Origin of the sequence: Flavipsychrobacter stenotrophus (assembly GCF_002954265.1) — a bacterium.
Taxonomy (GTDB): Bacteria; Bacteroidota; Bacteroidia; order Chitinophagales; family Chitinophagaceae; genus Flavipsychrobacter; species Flavipsychrobacter stenotrophus.
The window spans coordinates 824,605-844,848 of record NZ_PPSL01000001.1 but is presented as its reverse complement, the minus strand read 5'-3'; the positions used below and the strand labels follow the sequence as shown (position 1 = coordinate 844,848).

22 protein-coding genes are annotated in these 20,244 nt (G+C 42.1%); 7 read left to right on the top strand and 15 right to left on the bottom strand.

The genetic code is table 11. The annotated features are described in order from the left end of the window. Positions 1-39: 39 nt before the first annotated feature. From CJD36_RS03855 to CJD36_RS03840, 4 genes are all read right to left on the bottom strand, one after another. On the bottom strand, positions 40-3,078 hold the full coding sequence (locus CJD36_RS03855; RefSeq protein ID WP_105037774.1) for an efflux RND transporter permease subunit: 3,039 nt from the start codon (positions 3,076-3,078) through the stop codon (positions 40-42). Between the two features lie 242 nt (positions 3,079-3,320). Further along, the gene (locus CJD36_RS03850; protein WP_105037773.1) at positions 3,321-4,403 is read right to left on the bottom strand and encodes an efflux RND transporter periplasmic adaptor subunit; all 1,083 of its coding nucleotides are present in this window, start codon (positions 4,401-4,403) and stop codon (positions 3,321-3,323) included. A gap of 40 nt (positions 4,404-4,443) precedes the next feature. After that, the gene (locus CJD36_RS03845) at positions 4,444-5,793 is read right to left on the bottom strand and encodes a TolC family protein (protein WP_161499199.1); all 1,350 of its coding nucleotides are present in this window, start codon (positions 5,791-5,793) and stop codon (positions 4,444-4,446) included. A gap of 84 nt (positions 5,794-5,877) precedes the next feature. Further along, on the bottom strand, positions 5,878-6,492 hold the full coding sequence (locus CJD36_RS03840; RefSeq protein ID WP_161499198.1) for a TetR/AcrR family transcriptional regulator: 615 nt from the start codon (positions 6,490-6,492) through the stop codon (positions 5,878-5,880). A 113-nt stretch (positions 6,493-6,605) separates the two neighbouring features. Between CJD36_RS03840 and CJD36_RS03835 the strand changes: the two genes are divergently transcribed. The 3 genes from CJD36_RS03835 to hisS are packed head-to-tail and all read left to right on the top strand — an operon-like array spanning position 6,606 to position 9,343. Continuing rightward, entirely contained in the window at positions 6,606-7,460 is an 855-nt protein-coding gene (locus CJD36_RS03835) for an SDR family oxidoreductase (protein WP_240609286.1), read from the top strand. A 32-nt stretch (positions 7,461-7,492) separates the two neighbouring features. Continuing rightward, positions 7,493-7,945, top strand: coding sequence for a low molecular weight protein-tyrosine-phosphatase (locus CJD36_RS03830; RefSeq protein WP_105037769.1), 453 nt, complete (start codon positions 7,493-7,495; stop codon positions 7,943-7,945). Positions 7,946-7,951: 6 nt separating this feature from the next. Next, positions 7,952-9,343 carry a histidine--tRNA ligase gene (gene hisS / locus CJD36_RS03825; protein WP_105037768.1) on the top strand — a complete coding sequence of 464 codons (1,392 nt, stop codon included), beginning with the start codon at positions 7,952-7,954 and terminating at the stop codon, positions 9,341-9,343. A gap of 203 nt (positions 9,344-9,546) precedes the next feature. On the opposite strand, the gene CJD36_RS03820 is transcribed toward hisS, so the two are convergent. Continuing rightward, positions 9,547-10,539, bottom strand: coding sequence for a cation diffusion facilitator family transporter (locus CJD36_RS03820; RefSeq protein WP_105037767.1), 993 nt, complete (start codon positions 10,537-10,539; stop codon positions 9,547-9,549). A gap of 251 nt (positions 10,540-10,790) precedes the next feature. Between CJD36_RS03820 and CJD36_RS03815 the strand changes: the two genes are divergently transcribed. Then, complete coding sequence (locus tag CJD36_RS03815; RefSeq protein WP_105037766.1) at positions 10,791-12,605, top strand: ABC transporter ATP-binding protein; 1,815 nt, start codon at positions 10,791-10,793, stop codon at positions 12,603-12,605. A 466-nt stretch (positions 12,606-13,071) separates the two neighbouring features. Next, positions 13,072-13,842, top strand: a complete 771-nt coding sequence (locus CJD36_RS03810) for a hypothetical protein (protein ID WP_105037765.1) — start codon at positions 13,072-13,074, stop codon at positions 13,840-13,842. A gap of 178 nt (positions 13,843-14,020) precedes the next feature. Here CJD36_RS03810 and CJD36_RS03805 read toward each other — a convergent pair whose 3' ends face one another. Continuing rightward, a complete protein-coding gene (locus CJD36_RS03805; RefSeq protein ID WP_105037764.1) occupies positions 14,021-14,263 on the bottom strand; it encodes a hypothetical protein in 243 nt (80 codons plus the stop codon). 137 nt (positions 14,264-14,400) lie between these two features. Here CJD36_RS03805 and CJD36_RS03800 point away from each other — a divergent pair, with 137 nt between their 5' ends. Next, positions 14,401-14,607, top strand: coding sequence for a hypothetical protein (locus CJD36_RS03800; RefSeq protein ID WP_105037763.1), 207 nt, complete (start codon positions 14,401-14,403; stop codon positions 14,605-14,607). A 259-nt stretch (positions 14,608-14,866) separates the two neighbouring features. Next, positions 14,867-15,283: a QcrA and Rieske domain-containing protein gene (locus CJD36_RS03795; protein WP_105037762.1), complete on the top strand. Its 417-nt coding sequence runs from the start codon at positions 14,867-14,869 to the stop codon at positions 15,281-15,283. An 11-nt stretch (positions 15,284-15,294) separates the two neighbouring features. Here the strand turns inward: CJD36_RS03795 and CJD36_RS03790 are convergent, their stop codons facing one another. From CJD36_RS03790 to CJD36_RS03750, 9 genes are all read right to left on the bottom strand, one after another. Then, a complete protein-coding gene (locus CJD36_RS03790; protein ID WP_105037761.1) occupies positions 15,295-15,846 on the bottom strand; it encodes a hypothetical protein in 552 nt (183 codons plus the stop codon). Between the two features lie 84 nt (positions 15,847-15,930). Further along, on the bottom strand, positions 15,931-16,305 hold the full coding sequence (locus CJD36_RS03785) for a hypothetical protein (RefSeq protein ID WP_133162482.1): 375 nt from the start codon (positions 16,303-16,305) through the stop codon (positions 15,931-15,933). Positions 16,306-16,319: 14 nt separating this feature from the next. Next, positions 16,320-16,877, bottom strand: coding sequence for a hypothetical protein (locus CJD36_RS03780; RefSeq protein ID WP_105037759.1), 558 nt, complete (start codon positions 16,875-16,877; stop codon positions 16,320-16,322). Positions 16,878-16,980: 103 nt separating this feature from the next. Beyond that, a complete protein-coding gene (locus tag CJD36_RS03775) occupies positions 16,981-17,535 on the bottom strand; it encodes a hypothetical protein (protein WP_105037758.1) in 555 nt (184 codons plus the stop codon). A 100-nt stretch (positions 17,536-17,635) separates the two neighbouring features. Beyond that, positions 17,636-17,896, bottom strand: a complete 261-nt coding sequence (locus CJD36_RS03770) for a hypothetical protein (RefSeq protein WP_105037757.1) — start codon at positions 17,894-17,896, stop codon at positions 17,636-17,638. A gap of 12 nt (positions 17,897-17,908) precedes the next feature. Then, the gene (locus CJD36_RS03765) at positions 17,909-18,184 is read right to left on the bottom strand and encodes a hypothetical protein (protein WP_105037756.1); all 276 of its coding nucleotides are present in this window, start codon (positions 18,182-18,184) and stop codon (positions 17,909-17,911) included. Positions 18,185-18,435: 251 nt separating this feature from the next. Then, positions 18,436-18,987 carry a hypothetical protein gene (locus tag CJD36_RS03760; RefSeq protein ID WP_133162481.1) on the bottom strand — a complete coding sequence of 184 codons (552 nt, stop codon included), beginning with the start codon at positions 18,985-18,987 and terminating at the stop codon, positions 18,436-18,438. Between the two features lie 150 nt (positions 18,988-19,137). Next, entirely contained in the window at positions 19,138-19,374 is a 237-nt protein-coding gene (locus tag CJD36_RS03755; RefSeq protein WP_105037754.1) for a hypothetical protein, read from the bottom strand. An 89-nt stretch (positions 19,375-19,463) separates the two neighbouring features. Continuing rightward, entirely contained in the window at positions 19,464-19,805 is a 342-nt protein-coding gene (locus CJD36_RS03750) for a hypothetical protein (protein ID WP_133162480.1), read from the bottom strand. Between the last annotated feature and the right edge of the window lie 439 nt (positions 19,806-20,244).

The window sequence follows — 20,244 nt, the reverse complement described above, 5'->3', positions numbered from 1 at the left end:
GTTTTGCATCCGACCCTTGCATTTTTTCATAATTATCTCTTACACCTTAGGCGGCATCAGCTTATACACAACCGGTGTAACTATTCTGGATAATAGGGTAGAGCTGATTAGCCCGCCTATCAATACTATAGCTAGTGGTGCAATAAGTGGGTTGGTAGATACTGCTATTGGTAATAGCCCTCCTATTGCGGTGAGTGATGTGAGTACTATTGGCAAGAATCTTACTTCACCTGCTTCACGTATGGCTTCATCAAGGCTCTTGCCTTGTTCTCTTAGTTGGTTAGTGAAGTCGACCAGCAGGATGGTGTTTTTTACTTCTATACCTGCAAGTGCTATAAGGCCTATGATGGCTACAAATGATAGGGTATTTCCAGTAAGCCAAAGTGCAGTTGCGGCACCTACGATACCCAGTGGTATTACCGACAATACTATCAGTGTACTTTTAAATGTGCGGAACAAGAGGATAAGCATGGCAATGAACATGAAAACGGTGACGATGATGATATTCATAAATCCGCCGAATGAGTCTTTACGGGTTTCTATTTCACCGCCCATCTCGTAGCTATATCCTTTAGGCAGGCCCATCTTATCCATTTTATCGGTAACGTTATTGATGACATCATCGATCAGGAAACCTTTCTGAATGTTCGCCTTTACAGACACCACTCTCTTTTTCTCCATGTGGTTGATGTTGATGGGGGAGGTCTCAAGTTTAAGGTCTGCCAACTGACTGATGGGTATAGCCACACCCTGGTTGTTGTTGACCAGCAGGTTACTTATCACATCAAGTGTAGGGCGTTCGTCTTTGCTACGAGTAAGTAATATGTTGTAGTCATTTTCATTTACATCGGTGTATTTGCCCATGTTGAAACCTGCTACAGCCAGACGTACTGTTCTGTCAATGTTCACTGTAGGCACACCAAGTAGTTGAGCCTTTTCTTTGTTGATAGCTACTTTAATATCGGTCTTCAATAAGCTTACGGGATTGTTTACATAGATAGTGCCCGGAGTCTTCTGTAACATTACTTCAACGCGTTCTGCTATAGCACGCAGTGTATCCAGATTCTCGCCAAACAGCCTTACTTCTACCGGTGCAACTACCGGAGGGCCCTGCTCAAAGTTCTTCACTTCAATTTTAGCACCGGGGTATGGAGTCCATTTGGCTCTTAGCTTCTCTATTAGCTCCAGTTTTTTGTCGGGGGCAGTATTCTCGTCGAGTTGTACAAAGATCTGGCTGTAGTCGCTGCGTTCATTTTCCTGTATTTCATTATAATAGATACGCGGATTGCCCTTACCAACGTTGGTAGCAAAATACTTTACCATTGGCTCTTTCTTCAGCTCTGCTTCAATGTTCTGTGCAATACCATTGGTATAGCCCATGTTCGATTGTGGTGGTGTGGTAATGTTGATAAAGAACTGTGGTTTTTCAGATGACGGGAACAAACTAAAACCAACAGCTTTGAACAATACCATTGATCCGCCGAATATCACCACTGCTGCTACTATGGTAAGGATAGGACGGGAGAGTGCTTTGTCGAGCAGGCGACTGTAGCTGCCATGTATCATTTTCTTTAGTGCCCTCATGAAGATATTTCCATCGGGGTGGCCGGTATGATTCTTCAATAGCTTACTAGATAAGAAAGGTATGATAGTGAGAGATACCAGCATAGATACAAATACGGATAGTATAACAGCTAAAGGCAATCCACGAATGAAATCACCGGCACCTTCGGGCAGGAACACCAGTGGCATAAAGGCAATGATGAGCATGATGGTACAACCTACTACAGCCTTGCCTATTTGTTTGGTTGCTTTCAATGTTGCTTCCATGCGGGTATGTCCTTCCAACATCCAACGCTCTATATTTTCTACCACCACAATGCTATCATCTACCAGCAGCCCCAATGCTACGACAAGCCCTACGATACTTAACTGGTTAAGGTTGTAGCCAAAGAGGTTAAGCAATACAATACCTATAGATAATGACAACGGTATAGAGATCATAACTATTAAAGCCGGACGGAAGCCAAGTGGCAACAAGGTTACTGCAACTAATAATATAGCGATGATAAAGTCTTCACCTAGTCCGCTCAGACGCCTGTTCACATTGTCGGCCTGATCAAAGTTCTGAACAAGATCTATGTTAGCAGGGAGTGTCTTTTTGAATTGTTCTATTACGGGTTGGTAAGCTAATTTTGTCTTAGTGATGTTCTCACCTTCCTTTTGAGCGGCTACTACAAACAGGCATCTGTGGCCGTTAAGGCGGGTTCTGTATTTTTCATCTTCAAAGCCATAATAGACCTTAGCTACGTCTTTGAGGAAAACAATGTTGCCATTACCTGTAGATACTATGGTGTTCTTTATTTCATCGATAGATTGATAGTTGCCACTGGTCTTTATGTTGAATGTTTTATTGCCTGCGTCTATGCTGCCACCCGGTATATTAGCTATCTCACTTTGCAGGCTACCCATAATTGCAGCAAGTGGGATATGCGACCTGGCCATTTTTTCAAAGTCGAGCTCTATGCGCACCTGTTGTTCAGGCAGACCGTGAACCTCTACCTTTTTTAGCTGAGATAGTTTTTCTAATTCGTCTTGCAGCTTCTCCGCATAGTACTTCATCTTTTCTCTAGGTGCATTCTCAGAGATCAGTCCCACCTGTATAATGTTCACATCAGATGGCTGAAACTTCTGTACCTCCAGGCTAAGAATGTCTGCTGGCAGTTCATTGCGTTTGTTATTCACAACACGGGTCAGCTCCTGGAATTTGTTCTCTACATTGCTGCTGTATTTGTATTCTACACGTAGTACTGCAACACCATCGCCAATAGAGCTGCGGACGCGCTTAATGTTATCGAGTCCTGTTATTTCTTTTTCCAATGGTTTTACTACAAGTTCTTCCATGTCCTTAGGACTGGTGCCTGGGTAGACTATAACCACCGGGTATATTGGTGCATGCATTTCGGGGTCTTCAGACCGCGGCATACTGAGTATTGTGGACAATCCCAATACTATGATCATGATAAAAATGACCAGCGTGAACTGGTAATTTTTGACGGCGTAATCAGATATCTTCATTGTGTTGTTTTTATAAATGAATTGTGATATTTCGTAAGCGAGACGCTTGCCTGCTTTAGGACGAAGCGAGACGCTTCGACAAGTGTTGGTGATAATAATTTACGGCATCGGTTATGTTTATCTTGATGTAAACAGTCACTTTGGAGACGCAATTATGCGTCTCTACCAAAGTTTTTTTACATATAGATGTAGGCTTAAGCATTTTTTTTTCAGGTTTTACGCCCTTATTTCATGCTTTGTTATTACCGGTTTGTAACTACAGCATCACCCACTACCTTGATCGCACTCTTTTCGGTTAGATAGGCACTGCCACTAATAATCAATGCGGTGGCATTTTGCAATCCGTCGCTGATGATCACCTGATCTTTCTCTATGCTGCTGACAGTTACTTTTATTTTCTGTACTGTTTTGTTGTCGTTAGTTATAAATACGTAACCGTTGCTGCCGTCCCCGTCCAGCAATGCATCATAAGGTATTGCCCATGAAGATGCAGTGCCTGTAGTTTTTCTTTCAGGTGAGATCACTGCTTTACCAAACATACCTGCTGCTATGTTCGTCGGCTTGTCTCCGCTGAATTTTATATCCACAGCATAGGCGCCTGTAAGCGGATCTGCACCTTCAGCTTTGCGATTCACTACGCCACTATATGTCTTGCCGTTGAGTGCCGATATTGTAATCTCAGCTTTGTCATTCAGGTTTATGTTCGACCACTCTTTGTCGCTCACGCCAGCTCTCAACATCCAGTTGCCCGATTTTGCACCATTGATCTGAAATACAGCATTGCCTGTAGAAGCCAGTTGTCCTTCATTCATCATTTTGTGCAATACATAACCACTTCTTGGTGCTCTTATTTCAGAATAGGTTCGGTTGAATTCAGCAGATGTTACCTGTTGTTTGGCCAGGTCCATACCGGTCTTTGCATTTTGTGTTTGTTCCAGTGTGGCTACGCTATCTTTATACAGGTTCATTACCCTCTGATAATCGCGGGTGGCTTTTTCATACGCTATATGCGCCTGTTCCACCTGTGCATTTATTTCAGCCATATTGAGTGTTGCGAGCAGCTGACCTTGCTGCACGGCGTCACCTTCCCGCACATATATCTTGTTGATGATGCCACCTGTTTTGAAAGACAGGTATGCTTCATCATCTGTAGTGAACTGGCCGGACACATTTATTGATGCTGTTCCTGTTGTAGGTGCCAGGTTCATTACTTTAACCGGTATTATGTCTGTATCAGCTGTTTTCACAGCTTCTTTTTTTGTAGAGCAAGATGCCATTATAAATGGAATTGCAGCTATGACGAGTATTGTTTTTATGGTCTGCATATATGTGTGTTTAATGATCGTTTTTGAAAATGGTTGAAGTTTAGTTTATGGGATACGCTGCCTGATTACGTTCTATTTCAGCCGCTGCAGTTAGCACATTGGCTTGTGCCAGTGATAATTGCAACTCTGAATTGGTCAGTTGATTAAGAGCATCCAGCAGTTCTATGTAGAGCAGTTGTCCTTCTTTATATACTTTCAACTGGTCATTGTAGTATTTGTTGGCGAGGGCAAGCTGCGTTTTTGCACTGTTGTAGTTGGATAGTGCAGTATTGTAATTGTTGAGTGATTGCTCTGTTTGCAGTTGCAACGCTTGCTCCGTTTGGCTATACTGCGCTTGCAAAGAGGCAACATCTGTTTTGGCCTGCTGGCTTTTGTACCGGTTCTTGCCTGCTGCAAATAGATCCCATTGCAGGTTTACGCCCCATATATAGTATTGTGTCTTTGAATTGTAATCAAAGTTGAAACCTTGTGAGCCCAGGTCGAGGAAGGTATTGAGCTTTGGTACGAGGTAAGACCTTTGCATCTTCTCTGCAAGCTTGTAGGCTGCTATGCCGGTGTTCAATTGCACCAGCTCTTCTCTAGTGTTGGTTGAAGTGGTATTTACACTTTCTTGTTTACTGAAATAAGTTGTGTCGATAATTATGTCTGATGTCAATGAACGGTTGAGCAGGAAGTTGAAATAGGCTTTAGCATTCAATTGATTGTTACTAGCCTGTGTTATGGCGGCCTCTATCTTTTGCTTTTCGGTTTGTGAGCGGGTGAGGGCTGTATTATTCCTGACACCATTTTTCAGCAGGCTTTCATTTACTCTAATGTTCTCCTTTACCAGTAACTGGGCATTGTTGTAAATAGCTACTGCTTTACCTGCCTGGTAATATTGGTAGTAAGCAGACTTAATATTCTTTACCAACTCGCGTTTGTAAACATTCACCGCCGCCTGTTGCTGAGTGATCAGTTCCTTCTTTATTTTCTGGTTGTACCAGATCTCTGCATTGATGAGTGGTAAAGAGGTTCTGAACTTAGCATCATAGAAGTTGTCGGGGTTAAGCAATATTGACTGGTTGTCAATATGCGGAAAGTTGTTGCTGTTGGTCAGTTGATTGAGTGTAGCATACACGGGATTCATGAGGTCGCCAATTGGCAGATCTATGGTTCTACCACCATTGGCTTTTGTGTAGGTACCCAGCAAACTAATGTTGGGTAAGAAAAGCGACTTTGCTTCTTTCAATGCGAGTAGCGATCGCTCTAGCTGGATGCTTTGCTGATGCAGTCCCTGATTGTTCTTAAAACCTTCCTGAATGTAGGCATCTAGCTGACTTTGAGCCTTGCTCTGCCATGAATGTGCAGTGAATAGCAGTAGCAATATTATAGCTACCCTTTTGTTTATCATTGTTAACATAATGAACACTGTTTAGTGTGGTGGCAAAAAAAATATGAATTTTTCTTTTTCTTTTATGCGATAAAAGTCGAATTGTTACGCTTTGATCAGTTTTAGGTATTGGCCAATGGCTTGTTCAATAGCTGCATTAATACTTACCTCATCCATTTGCATAGCTTTGAATCGGCAGCTTACGTCTAGTGAAACCAGTCCATGACCCATAGCCCAAACTGATAGTGCTGCAGTCATCACGTTGTCAAACCGTAATAGGTTCTTTTCCATACAATCGGTCAGGCACTTTACCAGGAAGTCGAAAGAGTCGGTATTATTATTCCATGTTTCATCTTCATCCACACAGTTCATTGGTGCTTTCATCATAAACATAAGGTCATACATTTCCTTATTGTTCTTGCCAAATCTCACGTATGTATAGCAAAGTTGTTCGAGGCGCTCCATCGGGTCGCTGCTCGTGACTTTGGCCTCAAATTCCAACTCCAGTTTTTCGAATGCCTGCTTCTGTACTTCGTATAGTAGTTCGTCTTTATCCTTATAGTACAAGTAAATAGTGGCCGGGCTATATTCTATTTTCTCCGCTATATTTCTAATGGAAGTCTTCTCATAACCCTCAGTGAGAAACATAGATATTGCCGCGTCAATTATCTTGCCGCGCATTTCTTGTCTGTCCCTTTCCTTTCTTTCACTAATTCCCATATCGTTATAATTACAGTGCAAATTTACTAAACAGTGTTCATAATTTAAAACATTTTCAAAAAAATATTTTTGCATGCTACAATTTGGCCATAGAATTTGATTGAACTACGAACATGAAAATTACCTTTGCAGCACTTTTAAAAACGATCATCATGTCATCTTATAGCGGCAAAGTATATGTTATCACAGGCGGTTCATCGGGCATTGGCAAGGCTTTGGCTCAGGATGCCCTGAGTAAGGGAGCATTTGTTGCAGTTTGCGGACGTGACGCGCAGAAACTACAGGCTGGGTTTGGCGCTACAGATAAAAACCTGCTTTGTGTTAAGGCCGATGTAAGTATTGAACAAGATTGCATAGCCTTGATGGAAGCAGTGATAGCGAAGTGGGGTAGGATAGATGTACTGATCAACAATGCTGGGATAAGTATGCGGGCATTGTTTGAAGAATTAGATCTGAAGGTGTTGAAAGAACTAATGGATATCAATTTCTGGGGTACAGTATACTGTAGTAAGTATGCGTTACCTGCTATTAAAAAATCAAAAGGTACTATTGCTGCAGTGTCAAGTATAGCAGGATTCAGAGGATTACCTTGCCGTACTGGCTATTCAGCCTCCAAGTTTGCTATGCAAGGATTTATGGAATCATTGCGTACTGAGTTGTTGCATACCGGTGTAAATGTAATGTGGGTATGCCCGGGCTTTATCGCATCTAACATTCGTAACGTAGCGCGAGGTGCAGACGGCCATGCCCAGAAGGAAACACCCCTGGATGAAAGCAAGTTGATGAGTGCAGAAGAGTGTGCGTCTATTATATTAAAAGGAATAGACAAGAGAAAGCGTACGATCGTGATGACGGGACAAGGTAAATTGACGGTGTTGATCAATAAGCTGTTTCCGTCGTTGGCAGATAATATGGTCTACAAGCATTTCCTTAATGAGCCGGATTCGCCATTGAAGGGTTATAATTAAGTCACCTCTGTTTTTATTAGCTTTGCGCTGCAATGAAAATATTAATGGTTTGCCTTGGCAATATATGCCGGTCGCCAATAGCAGAGGGCGTATTGAGGCACAAAGTGAAGGAGCACGGCTTAGATTGGACGGTGGAGTCTGCAGGAACCAATTCTTATCATACGGGCGAGGCTCCACATAAATATTCACAGAAAGTATGCCTGGAGCATGGCATAGATATATCGGGGCAAAGAGCAAGAACATTTACAAAGAATGATTTTGATACTTATGATGTGATATATGCTTTTGCAGGAGATGTGGTGGCAGATATTAGGAAGATCGCTGGGAATGCCGAGATGAGTAAGGTTAAATATTTCCTTAATGAACTTCATCCGGGTAAAAATGAGTCTGTTCCCGATCCCTGGTACGGCGACGAAAGTGGTTACCTTCCGGTATACCAACTAATAGACGAAACATGTAACGCAATAATAGAAAAGTATAAATAATAACCAATGTCTAAACCATCAATTCCGCAGGGTACAAGAGATTTTTCTCCCGTTGTAGTCCGTAAGCGCCAATATATACTTAATACCCTTCGTGATATTTTCGAATTGTATGGCTTCCAACCATTGGAAACGCCTGCAATGGAAAACCTGGTGACTCTTACCGGAAAGTATGGTGAAGAAGGTGATAGGTTGATATTTAAAATACTAAATAATGGCTTGCACGAGAAAAAGGAACAGGATAAAGTAAAACTAAATGAAGAGTGGGATAAGGTATTAAGTAGGCCATACTCGTCACCTGTAGTTACAGAACGTGCATTGCGCTATGATCTTACTATCCCCTTTGCCCGCTATGTGGTGATGAATCAGAATGAACTGGCTTTCCCTTTCAGAAGATATCAGATGCAGCCTGTTTGGCGGGCCGATCGTCCACAAGCGGGGCGTTACCGCGAGTTCTGGCAGTGTGACGCTGATGTTGTAGGGAGCACTTCTCTGATCAATGAGGCAGAACTATTGTGCATCTATCAGTCTGCATTTCATCAATTACAGATCCCGGTAAAGATCAAGATCAATAGTCGTAAGCTGTTGGCGGCATTGGCTGAATTATGCGGTACGCCTGAGAAGATGATCGACATTACTGTTGCGCTGGATAAGCTGGATAAAATAGGCTGGGATGGTGTAACAAAAGAATTGAGAGAGAGAGGTATTGAAGATGCAGGCATCGAACAGATAAGCAAGGTCATTAGCATAACAGGTGATAACCAGGCTAAGCTGGAACAACTGTCAACCCTTATGGCCAATACGCCAATAGGTCTGGAAGGTATAGGGGAACTGAGTACTTCTTTAAGTTACTATTCTGGTCTCGCTGATGCAGGTTGGGGTGGTACCATAGAAGTAGACATCAGCCTTGCACGTGGGCTAAACTACTATACGGGTGTTATTGTAGAAGTGGTTTGTGACAGCGATAAAGTGAAGATGGGCAGCATAGGTGGCGGTGGGCGCTATGATGATCTTACCGGATTGTTCGGATTGAAAGGATTATCAGGTGTGGGTGTATCATTTGGTATAGACCGCATTTACGATGTTCTGGAGCAGCTGGATGCATTCCCTGCGCAGCTTGCTTCGGGTGCTAAAGTTATGTTGGTCAACTTTGGAGGGGAAAATGAGCGCTATGCCATTAGTGTATTGAAACAGCTGAGAGATGCGGGTGTAGCTGCTGAGTTATACCCTGACGTAGCCAAGTTTGATAAACAAATGAAGTACGCCAATAAACGCGCAATGGCATATGTAATATTGCCGGGTGATGAGGAAAGAGAAAAGCAGTTGGTGAGTCTTAAGAACTTTGCAACAGGAGCGCAGCAAATGATAACGCTTCAGGAATGTGTGGATTTATTGAAATGATTGACAAACTAAGTAATTGTTTGAACTGCAAGAGCTTCTCTTGCAGTTCTTTTATTTGTTAAGAGTATTGATAGTCGCTATGGAAATATGGTATCTATAACAAAACATAATTTCCCTAATAGCCACTTTCGTGTGGAGTTTATGTATACCGCTATGGTGACAACTTATTTAACGGCTAGTTGCCCCTCGCTCAACGCAGGGTACTAAGCAACCGCAACCACACCATGCCGATGCTCCTTCCATATGTTCTCCAGCACCCATTTCTCCTGGTGTTCAAAGGCATGAGAACGTATAGGGCAATTATCTACACCGCATATATGACATTGCTTCGGCTTGCATCCCTCGGTCTGTATAAACACTTCTACTTCCTGCCCGAATTTTGACTTGATCAGCGTATCTATATTCTTTATCTCCTTACCTGCTTCAAGTACTGTGTAATAATTAGGCACAGTAAGGTGTGCATCCACATGCATACGACCGCTATGGTTCAGTACCCTAAGGTGATGAATATCTACCCATGGCGCCTGCCTGTTTTCCTGCAGTACATCTATCACCTGCTGCAACTGGCCCATGTCGGTCTCGTCCATTATACCCGATATAGACCTGCGCACAACCTTATAACCCGTTATTACAATGATCACTGCAAAGCAGAGTGCTACAGCACTATCCAGCCACATATACTTATTCTTGGTCAGTAAGAGTAGGGTAATACCTATTATAATAGCTATCCCCGAATACGCATCGGTCATCAGGTGCTTACCGGCCGATACCAATACCATTGAGTTTTCCTTCTCTCCCTGCTTGGCCGCATAAAAACCCATCAGGTAATTGACCAGTCCCGATGCAGCAACGATCAGCAATCCGATATCCAACTTCTCCAGTTCATGTGGGGTGATCAGGTGGTCTATGGCTTCGTATATAATGAAGATACCTGCCAGTGTTATCAACGTTCCTTCCACGGCAGCCGATATAAATTCCGCCTTTCCATGCCCGAAAGGGTGATTGGGGTCCCGCGGTTTTGCCGCAAGGGTTATACTATACAGTCCCAGGAAGCCGGCTACTACATTCACTATCCCTTCCAGTGCATCAGTGAGCACTGTAACGGAGTGAGTAAGATACCAGGCCAGAATTTTACCAAGGAAGAGGATGATGCCGATAGCGGCTATCAACCTTTGTATGCGTATAGATCGTTTCATTGTTGGGATGACAAAGATAAGGTGTTTAATGAATGGCTCAATGGCAAAATAGCTTAATGGCTCAATTCGGGTTTTATTGACGCAAACATATGAAGCAGAAACAATGTAAGAACCACTTTTGAGTTTTCACTTTTGAGTTTTAATTTAACTACCTACCGACATTTATACCTCAATTACCGAAATCAATTTTCATTCGCATTTCGTATCTGTATCTTCGCAGCACTTTTAATAATATTAGTTTTAATATTCAGATGGCAAGAAGAAGAGAAATACCGGCGGAAGAATCCCCAAAAGTCAAATTCAGTAAAGAAGCTTTTAAGGAATCACTCATCATATTCAAATATTTAAAGCCGTATAGAGGCACTTTCATTGTCGGGCTCATCTTCATCGCTCTGTCGAGTGGTACAACTATGGCCTTCCCATACCTGCTCAAAAAACTCATTGATAGCGCCCATGGAATTGGCACCGGTCCTTTGGCATTTTCGCCGGGCGGAATTGCTCTGGTCATGATATCGGTATTGAGTCTGCAGATGATCTTTTCATTTATGCGCATATACTTATTTACCTATGTGGGCGAAAATGCGGTTGCCGACATGCGTAAGGAAATATATCAGCGCCTTATTATTATGCCTATCGATTTCTTTGGGCAGCGCAGGGTGGGTGAGTTGTCGAGCAGGATCACCGCAGACGTATCGCAAATAGAAGATGCGGTCACCTCTGTACTAGCTGAAATACTGAGAGGGATTCTTACATTAATAATTGGTATTGGCTGTATCTTATATATCAGTCCGCAAATGACCCTATTAATGCTTTCTGTAATACCGTTCATCATTGTCATAGCACTAGTGTTCAGCAAGCGTATCCGCAAATTGTCTAAAGATGCCCAGGACCAACTGGCTGATTCAGGCACTGTGGTACAGGAAACGCTGCAGGGAATTAGTAATGTAAAAGCGTTTTCTAATGAGTGGTATGAGATAAAAAGGTATGATAACAGTATTTCCAACATGGTGAAACTGGCCATACGTAATGGTAAAATGAGGGGTTTCTTTGTCTCGTTTCTCATGTTCAGTGTATTTGGGGCTATAGTTTTGGTAGTATGGTATGGTGCCGGACTCATGCAACGAGGGGTGTTATCCTTCGGCGATCTTACTCAGTTTGTAATATGTACCGCCTTTGTGGGTGGTACAATGGCCGGCTTTGCTGAGCTATACAGCCAATTACAAAAGACATTGGGTGCCACTCAAAGAGTAAGAGAATTATTGAAAGAACAGGTTGAAAATGTGTCAGTTGAACAACACCACATAGAAAATAGGTTTAAGTTAAAAGGTAATGTTTCTATTGATCATATCGCATTCAGCTATCCAAGTCGCAGCAATATGGAAGTGCTGAAGGACATAAGTATAGAAGCCTGGGCAGGGGAACAGATAGCCATTGTGGGACCAAGTGGTGCCGGTAAAAGTACCATCGTTTCGCTCTTACTTCGTTTCTACGATGCTGATAAAGGGCATATCTCATTTGATGGTATCGATGCGACCGATTTTCCTTTATCACAGCTTCGCAGCCAGATGGCCCTGGTGCCGCAGGACATATTACTGTTTGGCGGCACTATATACGAAAACATTGCATACGGCAAACCCGATGCTACCCGTGACGAAGTAATGGCTGCTGCCAAACAAGCCAATGCCTTCGACTTTATCTCCAGCTTCCCCGAAGGTTTTGAAACAGTGGTAGGGGAGAGAGGTATAAAACTATCCGGCGGACAAAGACAGAGGGTAGCCATTGCTCGTGCCATATTGAAAGATCCTGTTATATTATTGCTCGATGAAGCTACCTCTGCCCTCGACTCGGAATCAGAAGCACAGGTACAGGAAGCATTAACGAATCTAATGCGCAACCGCACATCTTTCGTTATTGCCCATAGGTTATCTACCATACGTAATGCAGACAAGATAATTGTAATGGAAGATGGTCGTGTAAAAGAGGCCGGTACCCATGCCGAGTTGGTGGAAATTGAGGATGGCTTATATCGGAGCCTCAACAGATTACAGATGTTCAAAGAAGCATAATTTATCATGCATAAAGCTGCTTAACATTTGCCAAAATTGGTTGATATTGACTGGATTTTCGATAAAATATATTTTGATAAATAGTTGGTTTTCAATTACTATTTAGAATCTATCGATAGTATTTAGTTCAATTAAGAAAATTGAAATAAATACTCGATCCGGTTGGGGGCTTAAGGCAAGGTATAATTAGATGACTGCCAAATTAGTAGTCAATTTCTTTGTCAATTTTATTGGAATTCATCATAAGTTCATCAACAGCCATGTCAATAATACCACATCATACACTTTCCTGCTTTGAAGGAGAAGTAACCAAAGCATCGGCTTTTTCTGCCAACGCTTTGGGGGAAGTGGTTATTTACGTAACACGAACGTTGGGTCTATCAAAGATTATATTTCCGAATATCGGCGTTTTGTTTTCAAATCTGCAAATTACCTCCTATATTTATACCCAAATAAGGTTGCAGGTATGAATTTAAAAAAGTTACTTCTTGGATTGCTTGTTATTACTACGTTGGGTAGTTGTTCCAGGTTTACACAGGTTGTCTACGTATCACCCTCAAGTGAAGACATTCACAGCGTAAACCACTTCTACACCTACGAAAATGAAGATATAAAGGTGGTTTACTGGTTTTGGGCAGAGCATGGCGTAATGTCTTTCCTCTGCTGGAACAAGACCAATCAGCCTATGTATTTAGACTGGAAGAAGAGTGCCATGATCAACAATGGTAAGCGCATGAGCTATTACACCAACAAATATGCCAGCAACTACATTACTTATGGCGACCGTTACGGACTGGATTGGCTGGATGTATTCAATGAGTACTATTCAACCACCAACCACGTAAAGATCAGCCGCGAATCATTGGTAAAAGGCGAGCGTGTGACGTTCATTCCTCCGAAATCATACATCACCCAGGCATTTTATAACCTTACGGCCAATATCTTCTTCGATGTAACGGACCGTAATACAGAGCCGGAAGTGATCAATTTCTGCAATGTATATGTGAGCCGCAGCAAATCTGATATCAGCTTCCGTAACTATCTTACCTATTCATTCTCTGAAGATAATGAGGCTGCTGAGCGCCATGTGGACAATGAGTTTCACCTGAACAAGGTAGTAACTATGGATAACAGATATTTTGAATTCAAAGATCTGGATGGTTACCGCGCTAACGATTGGGAAAGGCCATCGCGCTTTTTCATAAAGGAATTAAGATGGCAGGATGTGTACAAATAGTAGCGGTTCGTTACCCCTGCTTGAAGTATATATTATCGGAGAGTGGATCGGTTTCGGTCCACTCTTCTGCTTTTCAGGGGTTGTCTCGTTTACTATTTGTCTTGTAGTACAAGCGACATTTCATCTTTGATAATACACTGATTAACAGTATATTAATAACATATATATAAAGCTATTTCTAGTTTTCTTCTACTATAGGGAACTCTTCCCGCTTACCATTGCGGGATAGAATATCATAGATCAATTCTTGCATCTCTACCTGGTGCTTCATTTCCTTATTTACGAGTAATCCGAAATCTGGGCAGCAGCAATCTACATAGATCTGGCCATTACGGAATGCTAAGTTATTCGGGTGGGTGTTATGAATAGGGCAGATAAGCTCGGTAACAATGTCCACTATCACTTCTTCATTATATTGCATAAGATGTTGTTTATGATCTGATTGGGAGCTAAGATAATATTTAATAGTTTTAAAATTCGTGCCGCTACAGATGATCGTATAATATTAATATGAAAAAATATTTTCAGTTTTGCTAATATTTTACTACATTCGTTTATATGAGCGATGAATATTTAAGCCGTCTTTACCGTGCCACACTGGAAAAGCACCGGATACCAACCGACCAGACCAAGGCCACATCTGAGTTTATGATCTTGTGTCGCAGGCTGGTAAGGGATAACCCTAATGCCGACTTTGATACGCACCTGGTAACTGCAGGTAATTTATTGAAGAAAATAATCAATCAAAGTAATTACCGCCGCTAATTCAGCGATGAAATAAAAAACAGGGGAGCCAAGCACATTGTGTTTGGCTCCTTTTCTTTTTTAAATGCATAGTCTAAAACATTGTTTTTCAGTCATTTAAGAATGATACCTGAAGCGACTTACCCAATAAATGGTCGATTGTATTTGCTCATACCCTGTATTTCTCTTCCATGTGTATCAATTAAATATTAACTGACTGGCAATACCAAACGCCACGAAGCGTTTTAAACCATAACTTTATACATCTTATATTGTTGATATGGAAAGGAGAGATTTTCTGAAGAATACATTGGCTGTTTGTGGATTGGGCCTATTGCCGGTTGGCATTATACAGAGCTGCACCAAAAGCAGTAATAGCGGACCAACTAACGTCAATTTCACTCTCGACCTCACCAACTCCGCCAACTCTACACTAACTGCTGTAGGTGGTGCCTTAACCGCCAACGGTGTGATCGTTATTAGAAAGAGCGCTACTTTGTTTGTGGCCTTATCTGCTACCTGCACCCACGAGGGTTGTGCGGTAAACTATGATGCCAGCAGTACCAATGTGGTTTGTCCGTGCCATGGCGGTGTTTTTAATAGCTCTACCGGCGCTGTGATCAGTGGGCCACCACCAAGTGCGTTAACTACCTATACGGCTACGCTAAGCGGTAATATTTTGACAGTGAAGTCTTAGAAGTAATGTACCTAAGGAGTAATCAGGTCAAAATCTCCGCTCATATTATGGTCTGCGATAGAATCCTGACATTTAAGAACAAAAGTTCCTTTTATTTCATGCGAATTATACTCCGTAATGGTCAGATAAGAAGAAGTGGTATCTATGGCATTTTTATAACTGTTCTCTTTTCTGGTAAACCCTAGCACTCTTCCCATCCCATAGCTATAAGGAAGTTGCGTGGCGCTATCAATACCATCACCAATTCTATAGCGGCCAGTTAAAACGGCCGTGTCAAACTTTTTTGCATAGATCGTCACCGAAAAACTATCGTTAAAGGCGTTGATCCTGAATTCTCTCATCAATCTATCGGCGGAACCGAAAGTGATACCGGAAATGAAATTGGAACAACCCATATGGTTGTTTGAGTTCTTTAGGCTATTATTATAGGTTGTCCCGTCAAATGTAAAATTAAAAGTACTATATTTCTTATCTGTTGTTGTGGTAGTTGTGTGAGATTGCTTAGTACATGCCCCTACAATCAAGGTTACTCCTAAGGAAAAGATCAGTATTTTGTTGCGCATAGTATGGTAATAAGGGTTAAAGATACAATCTCAGGCTAAACTGTCTAATTTGAAAAGGAACATTTTTTCGTTGAATAAGGTGTTCTATTGCAATGCTGAAAATACATCCAAATGTTCGCGCCAGAGCACCAGTTTCGACTTATTTGACGTAGAGATCAGGACTATGTTCTCCTTTTTCACCTTGCCAGTCATAAGGATGGACAAATTGATACCTCCTGTGTCCTGCTTATCACTTTGTTGAAAAATAACTACCCGATTGTCTTTTTCCATCCATGTGCATTTGGTTTCCCGCCCATCGAGGCAGCCGCTTACATACCAGGTACCGCTTCCATCAGGCCATAAGTTCAACCGATGACCAACCAGGCCATAGCGGGCATAGGTATCACTCACCTTATAATGCCTGCCGGCACAGCTACAAAAAATAGCAGGCAGTACTATACACAATAACAACCTGTACATATGAAAAGTCATTTTTAGGGGATAATAATATCAAAATCGCCGGTAACAGTGTGAGAAACGTTATGAGAATAGTCCTCGCACTTTAATACGAACCATCCTTTCACCTTGTGAAGTTCTGCTTCTGTAACGGTGATGTATGATGAATTAGTATCAGTAACGCTGCTATAATTGTTCTCCCTGTTGTTAAAGCCGGTAATGGTAGCCTGCCCGTATGTAAAGGGATAATGCGTGGCGCTGTCTATACCTTCACCTATCTTATATATACCCGTCGGGCTCCCCACTGAGAATTTTCTCCCGACCAGGTTAAGCGAATACCTGTTGTTATAGAACGATATATTCAGTTCACGGACAGGAACCGGCACACCGCCCATGTAAATATTAGAGATATTGCTTGTGGTCCATACGCTGCTGAGCGAATCTTTGAGGCTATTGTTATAGGCAGTGCCATCGAATATAAAGTTGAAAGTGCTGTATTTCTGGGTATGTACCGTAGTGGAGGTATGGCTAAATTTAGTACAGCCAGGAATGGTTAACAGGATGCCCAAGGTTATAAATATGAGTGCGATACGCATAGGGGAGAAAATATAGACTAAAGGTATAACATTAATTTATTTTGTGGTGCATAGGGTACGGTGTTGTGTTTGTCGATTATGGTACTTATCACTTGTGAATCATTTAAGGCATTATAATATCAAAATCACCGGTAACGGGATATATTGTGGACGAACCGGTCTCAGCGCATTGCAGTACAAATGTTCCTTTTATTTCGTGGGGAGCATATTCGGTAACCGTTATGTATGAAGTGCCATTATCGCCGTAGTTATAATAATAATTTTCTCTATTGGTAAACCCTTGTATGGTTGCACTACCATAAGAGAATGAATATTGGGTGGTACTATCATAGCCCTCACCGATAAGGTATTTGCCCACATGATCTATCGGATCCATCTTTTTGGCCTGCAGGTATAGTGAGTATTTTGGGCCGGCAAAGTACAGAAACAGGGCACGCACAGATACTGCCGAATCTCCGGTGTACAATTCTGTAACATCATTGCCTGCAGATACAGTTGTGGGCGTGTCTACGGCACTGTTGCTATAAGTAGTACCGTTGAAGGTAAAATTGAAGCTGCTGTACCGTTGAGAGTGTTTGGTAGTGGTGGTATGTGAAGCCTTAGTGCAGCCGGTAAAGATTGCCAGGCCCAGTATTGCGGATAGTAAGAGGTTACGCATATAATAGTGATTGTGTAATAAAGATATGCAATTTATTTAGATCAGAATGTGCATCTGAAAGGGTAGTAATACATAAAGTGTTTTGCCTGAGTCGGTTGTTTTATGGTTTCTTGTTTACAGTATCCTTGCGGTCATTTTCCATTCGTTGCTGCAGTTCGGTCCGCTTCATTTCTATATCATCGTGCGCCCGGTTAAGGGAATCGAGCGTATGCCGGTTGGCACTATCAATGCTGTGGTTGCTGCTGTCTACCGCGTTATTTAAGGTGCCAAGGGCAGTATGCACCGTATGCTGCATATACATCAGCACACCTGCCACAAGGGCCGTAAGTAGCAATAATATCCATACGGCGCGCTTGTTCATAATAGTTATGTGTTAAATATGATTGTAAGTAAGCATTATCTCCAGATCGGTGACCAGGGATCTCTTAAATTTCTGAAAGGTGGCCTGACTCTTGGATTTACGGCGCTTTATGTCTTCTTTATGCACTTCGAATGCGGCTGCACGGGTCCATTCCAGCTCATCTTCCTGCTGCCTGATAAGGGTAATAAAGTTGACCACAAAGTTGCTGAGCTTGTAAAACGACTCATCGCCCTTGTAGTTTATGTCGTTTAATGACTTAAGTTGCTCTTCCAGTACTGTTTTATTCATCAGGGTGTAAATTTAGCGAAAGGGAATGGGAATAATTTGGCAATTCGACAACCTGCCTTTTTTCGGCAGGCAAGTTCGGCTATGATCGATTATTGATACACATTTCCGCCATTGGTGGTTTTTTTGCGTTTCCGGCAGTTTTTTTGAGGGCGTTTCCTATGTATGCGCCTGTGGATAAGGATCACAGCCATTTGTTAAAACCGCCAGTTTCCGCAGTTTTCCGCAGTTTTTCTGCAATTTTCCGCCAGTTGTTATTTATAAGAGTGAAACGAACCGGTTAAGTAGGTAATAGCGCTATCAGATTCCCGATACATTTTTATATTGATCGTACCTGTAACTTCCTTGTAGTCGGCTTTTGTAACATGGATCCACGAACTGCCTGAGTCGGGGTAGGCGTTGTATGTGTTTTCCGGATTATAGCTTCCACCTATATTTAGCTGCGCATCACCATATCTACTGATCGTATTGCCCAGACTATCGCTTGTTACACCCACATTATACAACCCAGTGTCTACCACGGCATTGGCCTTGGTGTAAGGGCGTTTTCCATCCATCCCAATCCTGCAATCAGGCAAGTAAAAATCGGGCAGACTAACCTTGTGATATTTGGAGTAATAAGGATCTGAACCGTTAACAACCGTAAATATGGGCGGATTTTTACCCGGAGCACTATCTGTGTAAGTAACACCCAGAAAGTTGATGGTCATTACATTAGCTGGTTTGAGCGCAGGCCACGAACCGAACTTTGAGCACGAGGGTAGCAAGGCCGATGCTAAAAGGAGTAATAAAATACTTTTTTTCATAGTACAGGTGCTAATTAATGAGAAGCCATTGATCTACGCAGGGTAAATGACACTTTCGGCAGCAAATTACAACGGCGGCTCTTACCGGCAAAGTACATTAACAAAATGTGGATATCTTTTAGCGTGGAGGAGTTGACTATCAGGCAAGTCTTACATGGCGGCCATGCTTATCCTGGCTTCCTTTATGGCTTTCATGTACTCTTTTACATCGTCGGAGTTGGAGGTGACCATGACCACGTTAATCGTCTTGAATTTCGCCTTCATAGCCGTGATAGCTTTTTGTTTGGCTTTTTCGTAATACATACCTATGTCTACTACATGATCTTGCCGCACACCTTGGGTGATGTGGCCATAAATATCGGTTACTGTTATTCTATAAAAGGGCATGGCACTAAATTACTTTGCCCCGTTTTCTTAGCAATGGCCATTAACAAAATGTGGATATCTTTATGAAGGGGAGTGACTGAATATCGAATTTATGCAGCCAGCTGAACCGCCAGTTTATACTCCTCCAGCGTGATTTTTAATTCTACAATTACCGCATTATAGGTCTGTACAAGTTCCTCAGGAGTTTCAAATTCTTCACGGATCTTTCTGTGACAGAGCTTAAACGACCTGCGGAATCGTTGCCATTCAGGGTCGGGCAGTCCGTACTCTAAAGCATAGATGATCAGGTCTATCAGCTCCAACAAATTATCTATAGAATTTTCATCCCGGTACACAGCGTATTCATCGCGCTGCAGCCAGCTATGCAATTTATCTGCACGACGGGTGAGCGCCTCAGCTCTTGTTAAATGATCCGGATATGCGTATTCCATTTCCATCTGATAAATGTACAGGATAGGTGGGAGTATTTGAAACGGTGTTTGTCTGTTATCTATGGCTGTGGGTGGTGGGGGTGTTTTTCGTTCAACTTCTACTTAACATAATGTAAACAATAATTGTTTAATGTGTTAAAATACAATACATTGATTATCAACTAATTACGCGATGTTTATGGATTAAAAATATCGCTATGCGCCCTAAAGTGGATTTAAATAAAGCTGATAGAAGGATTCTTCGGGATAAGCTTTTACTTATGAAAAAGCAACATGATCGTTGCCTTGATGTTCCTTACCTTATGCAGTGTCCACAGAAGACAATTAAGGGAGTTGCTCACCGTGTTTATAAAATTTCAAAATACATTGACTTTTTATTACAACACATACCAGAGTAGGGGAGCAATCTACTAAAAAAACGATAACCAGCCACCTTTAC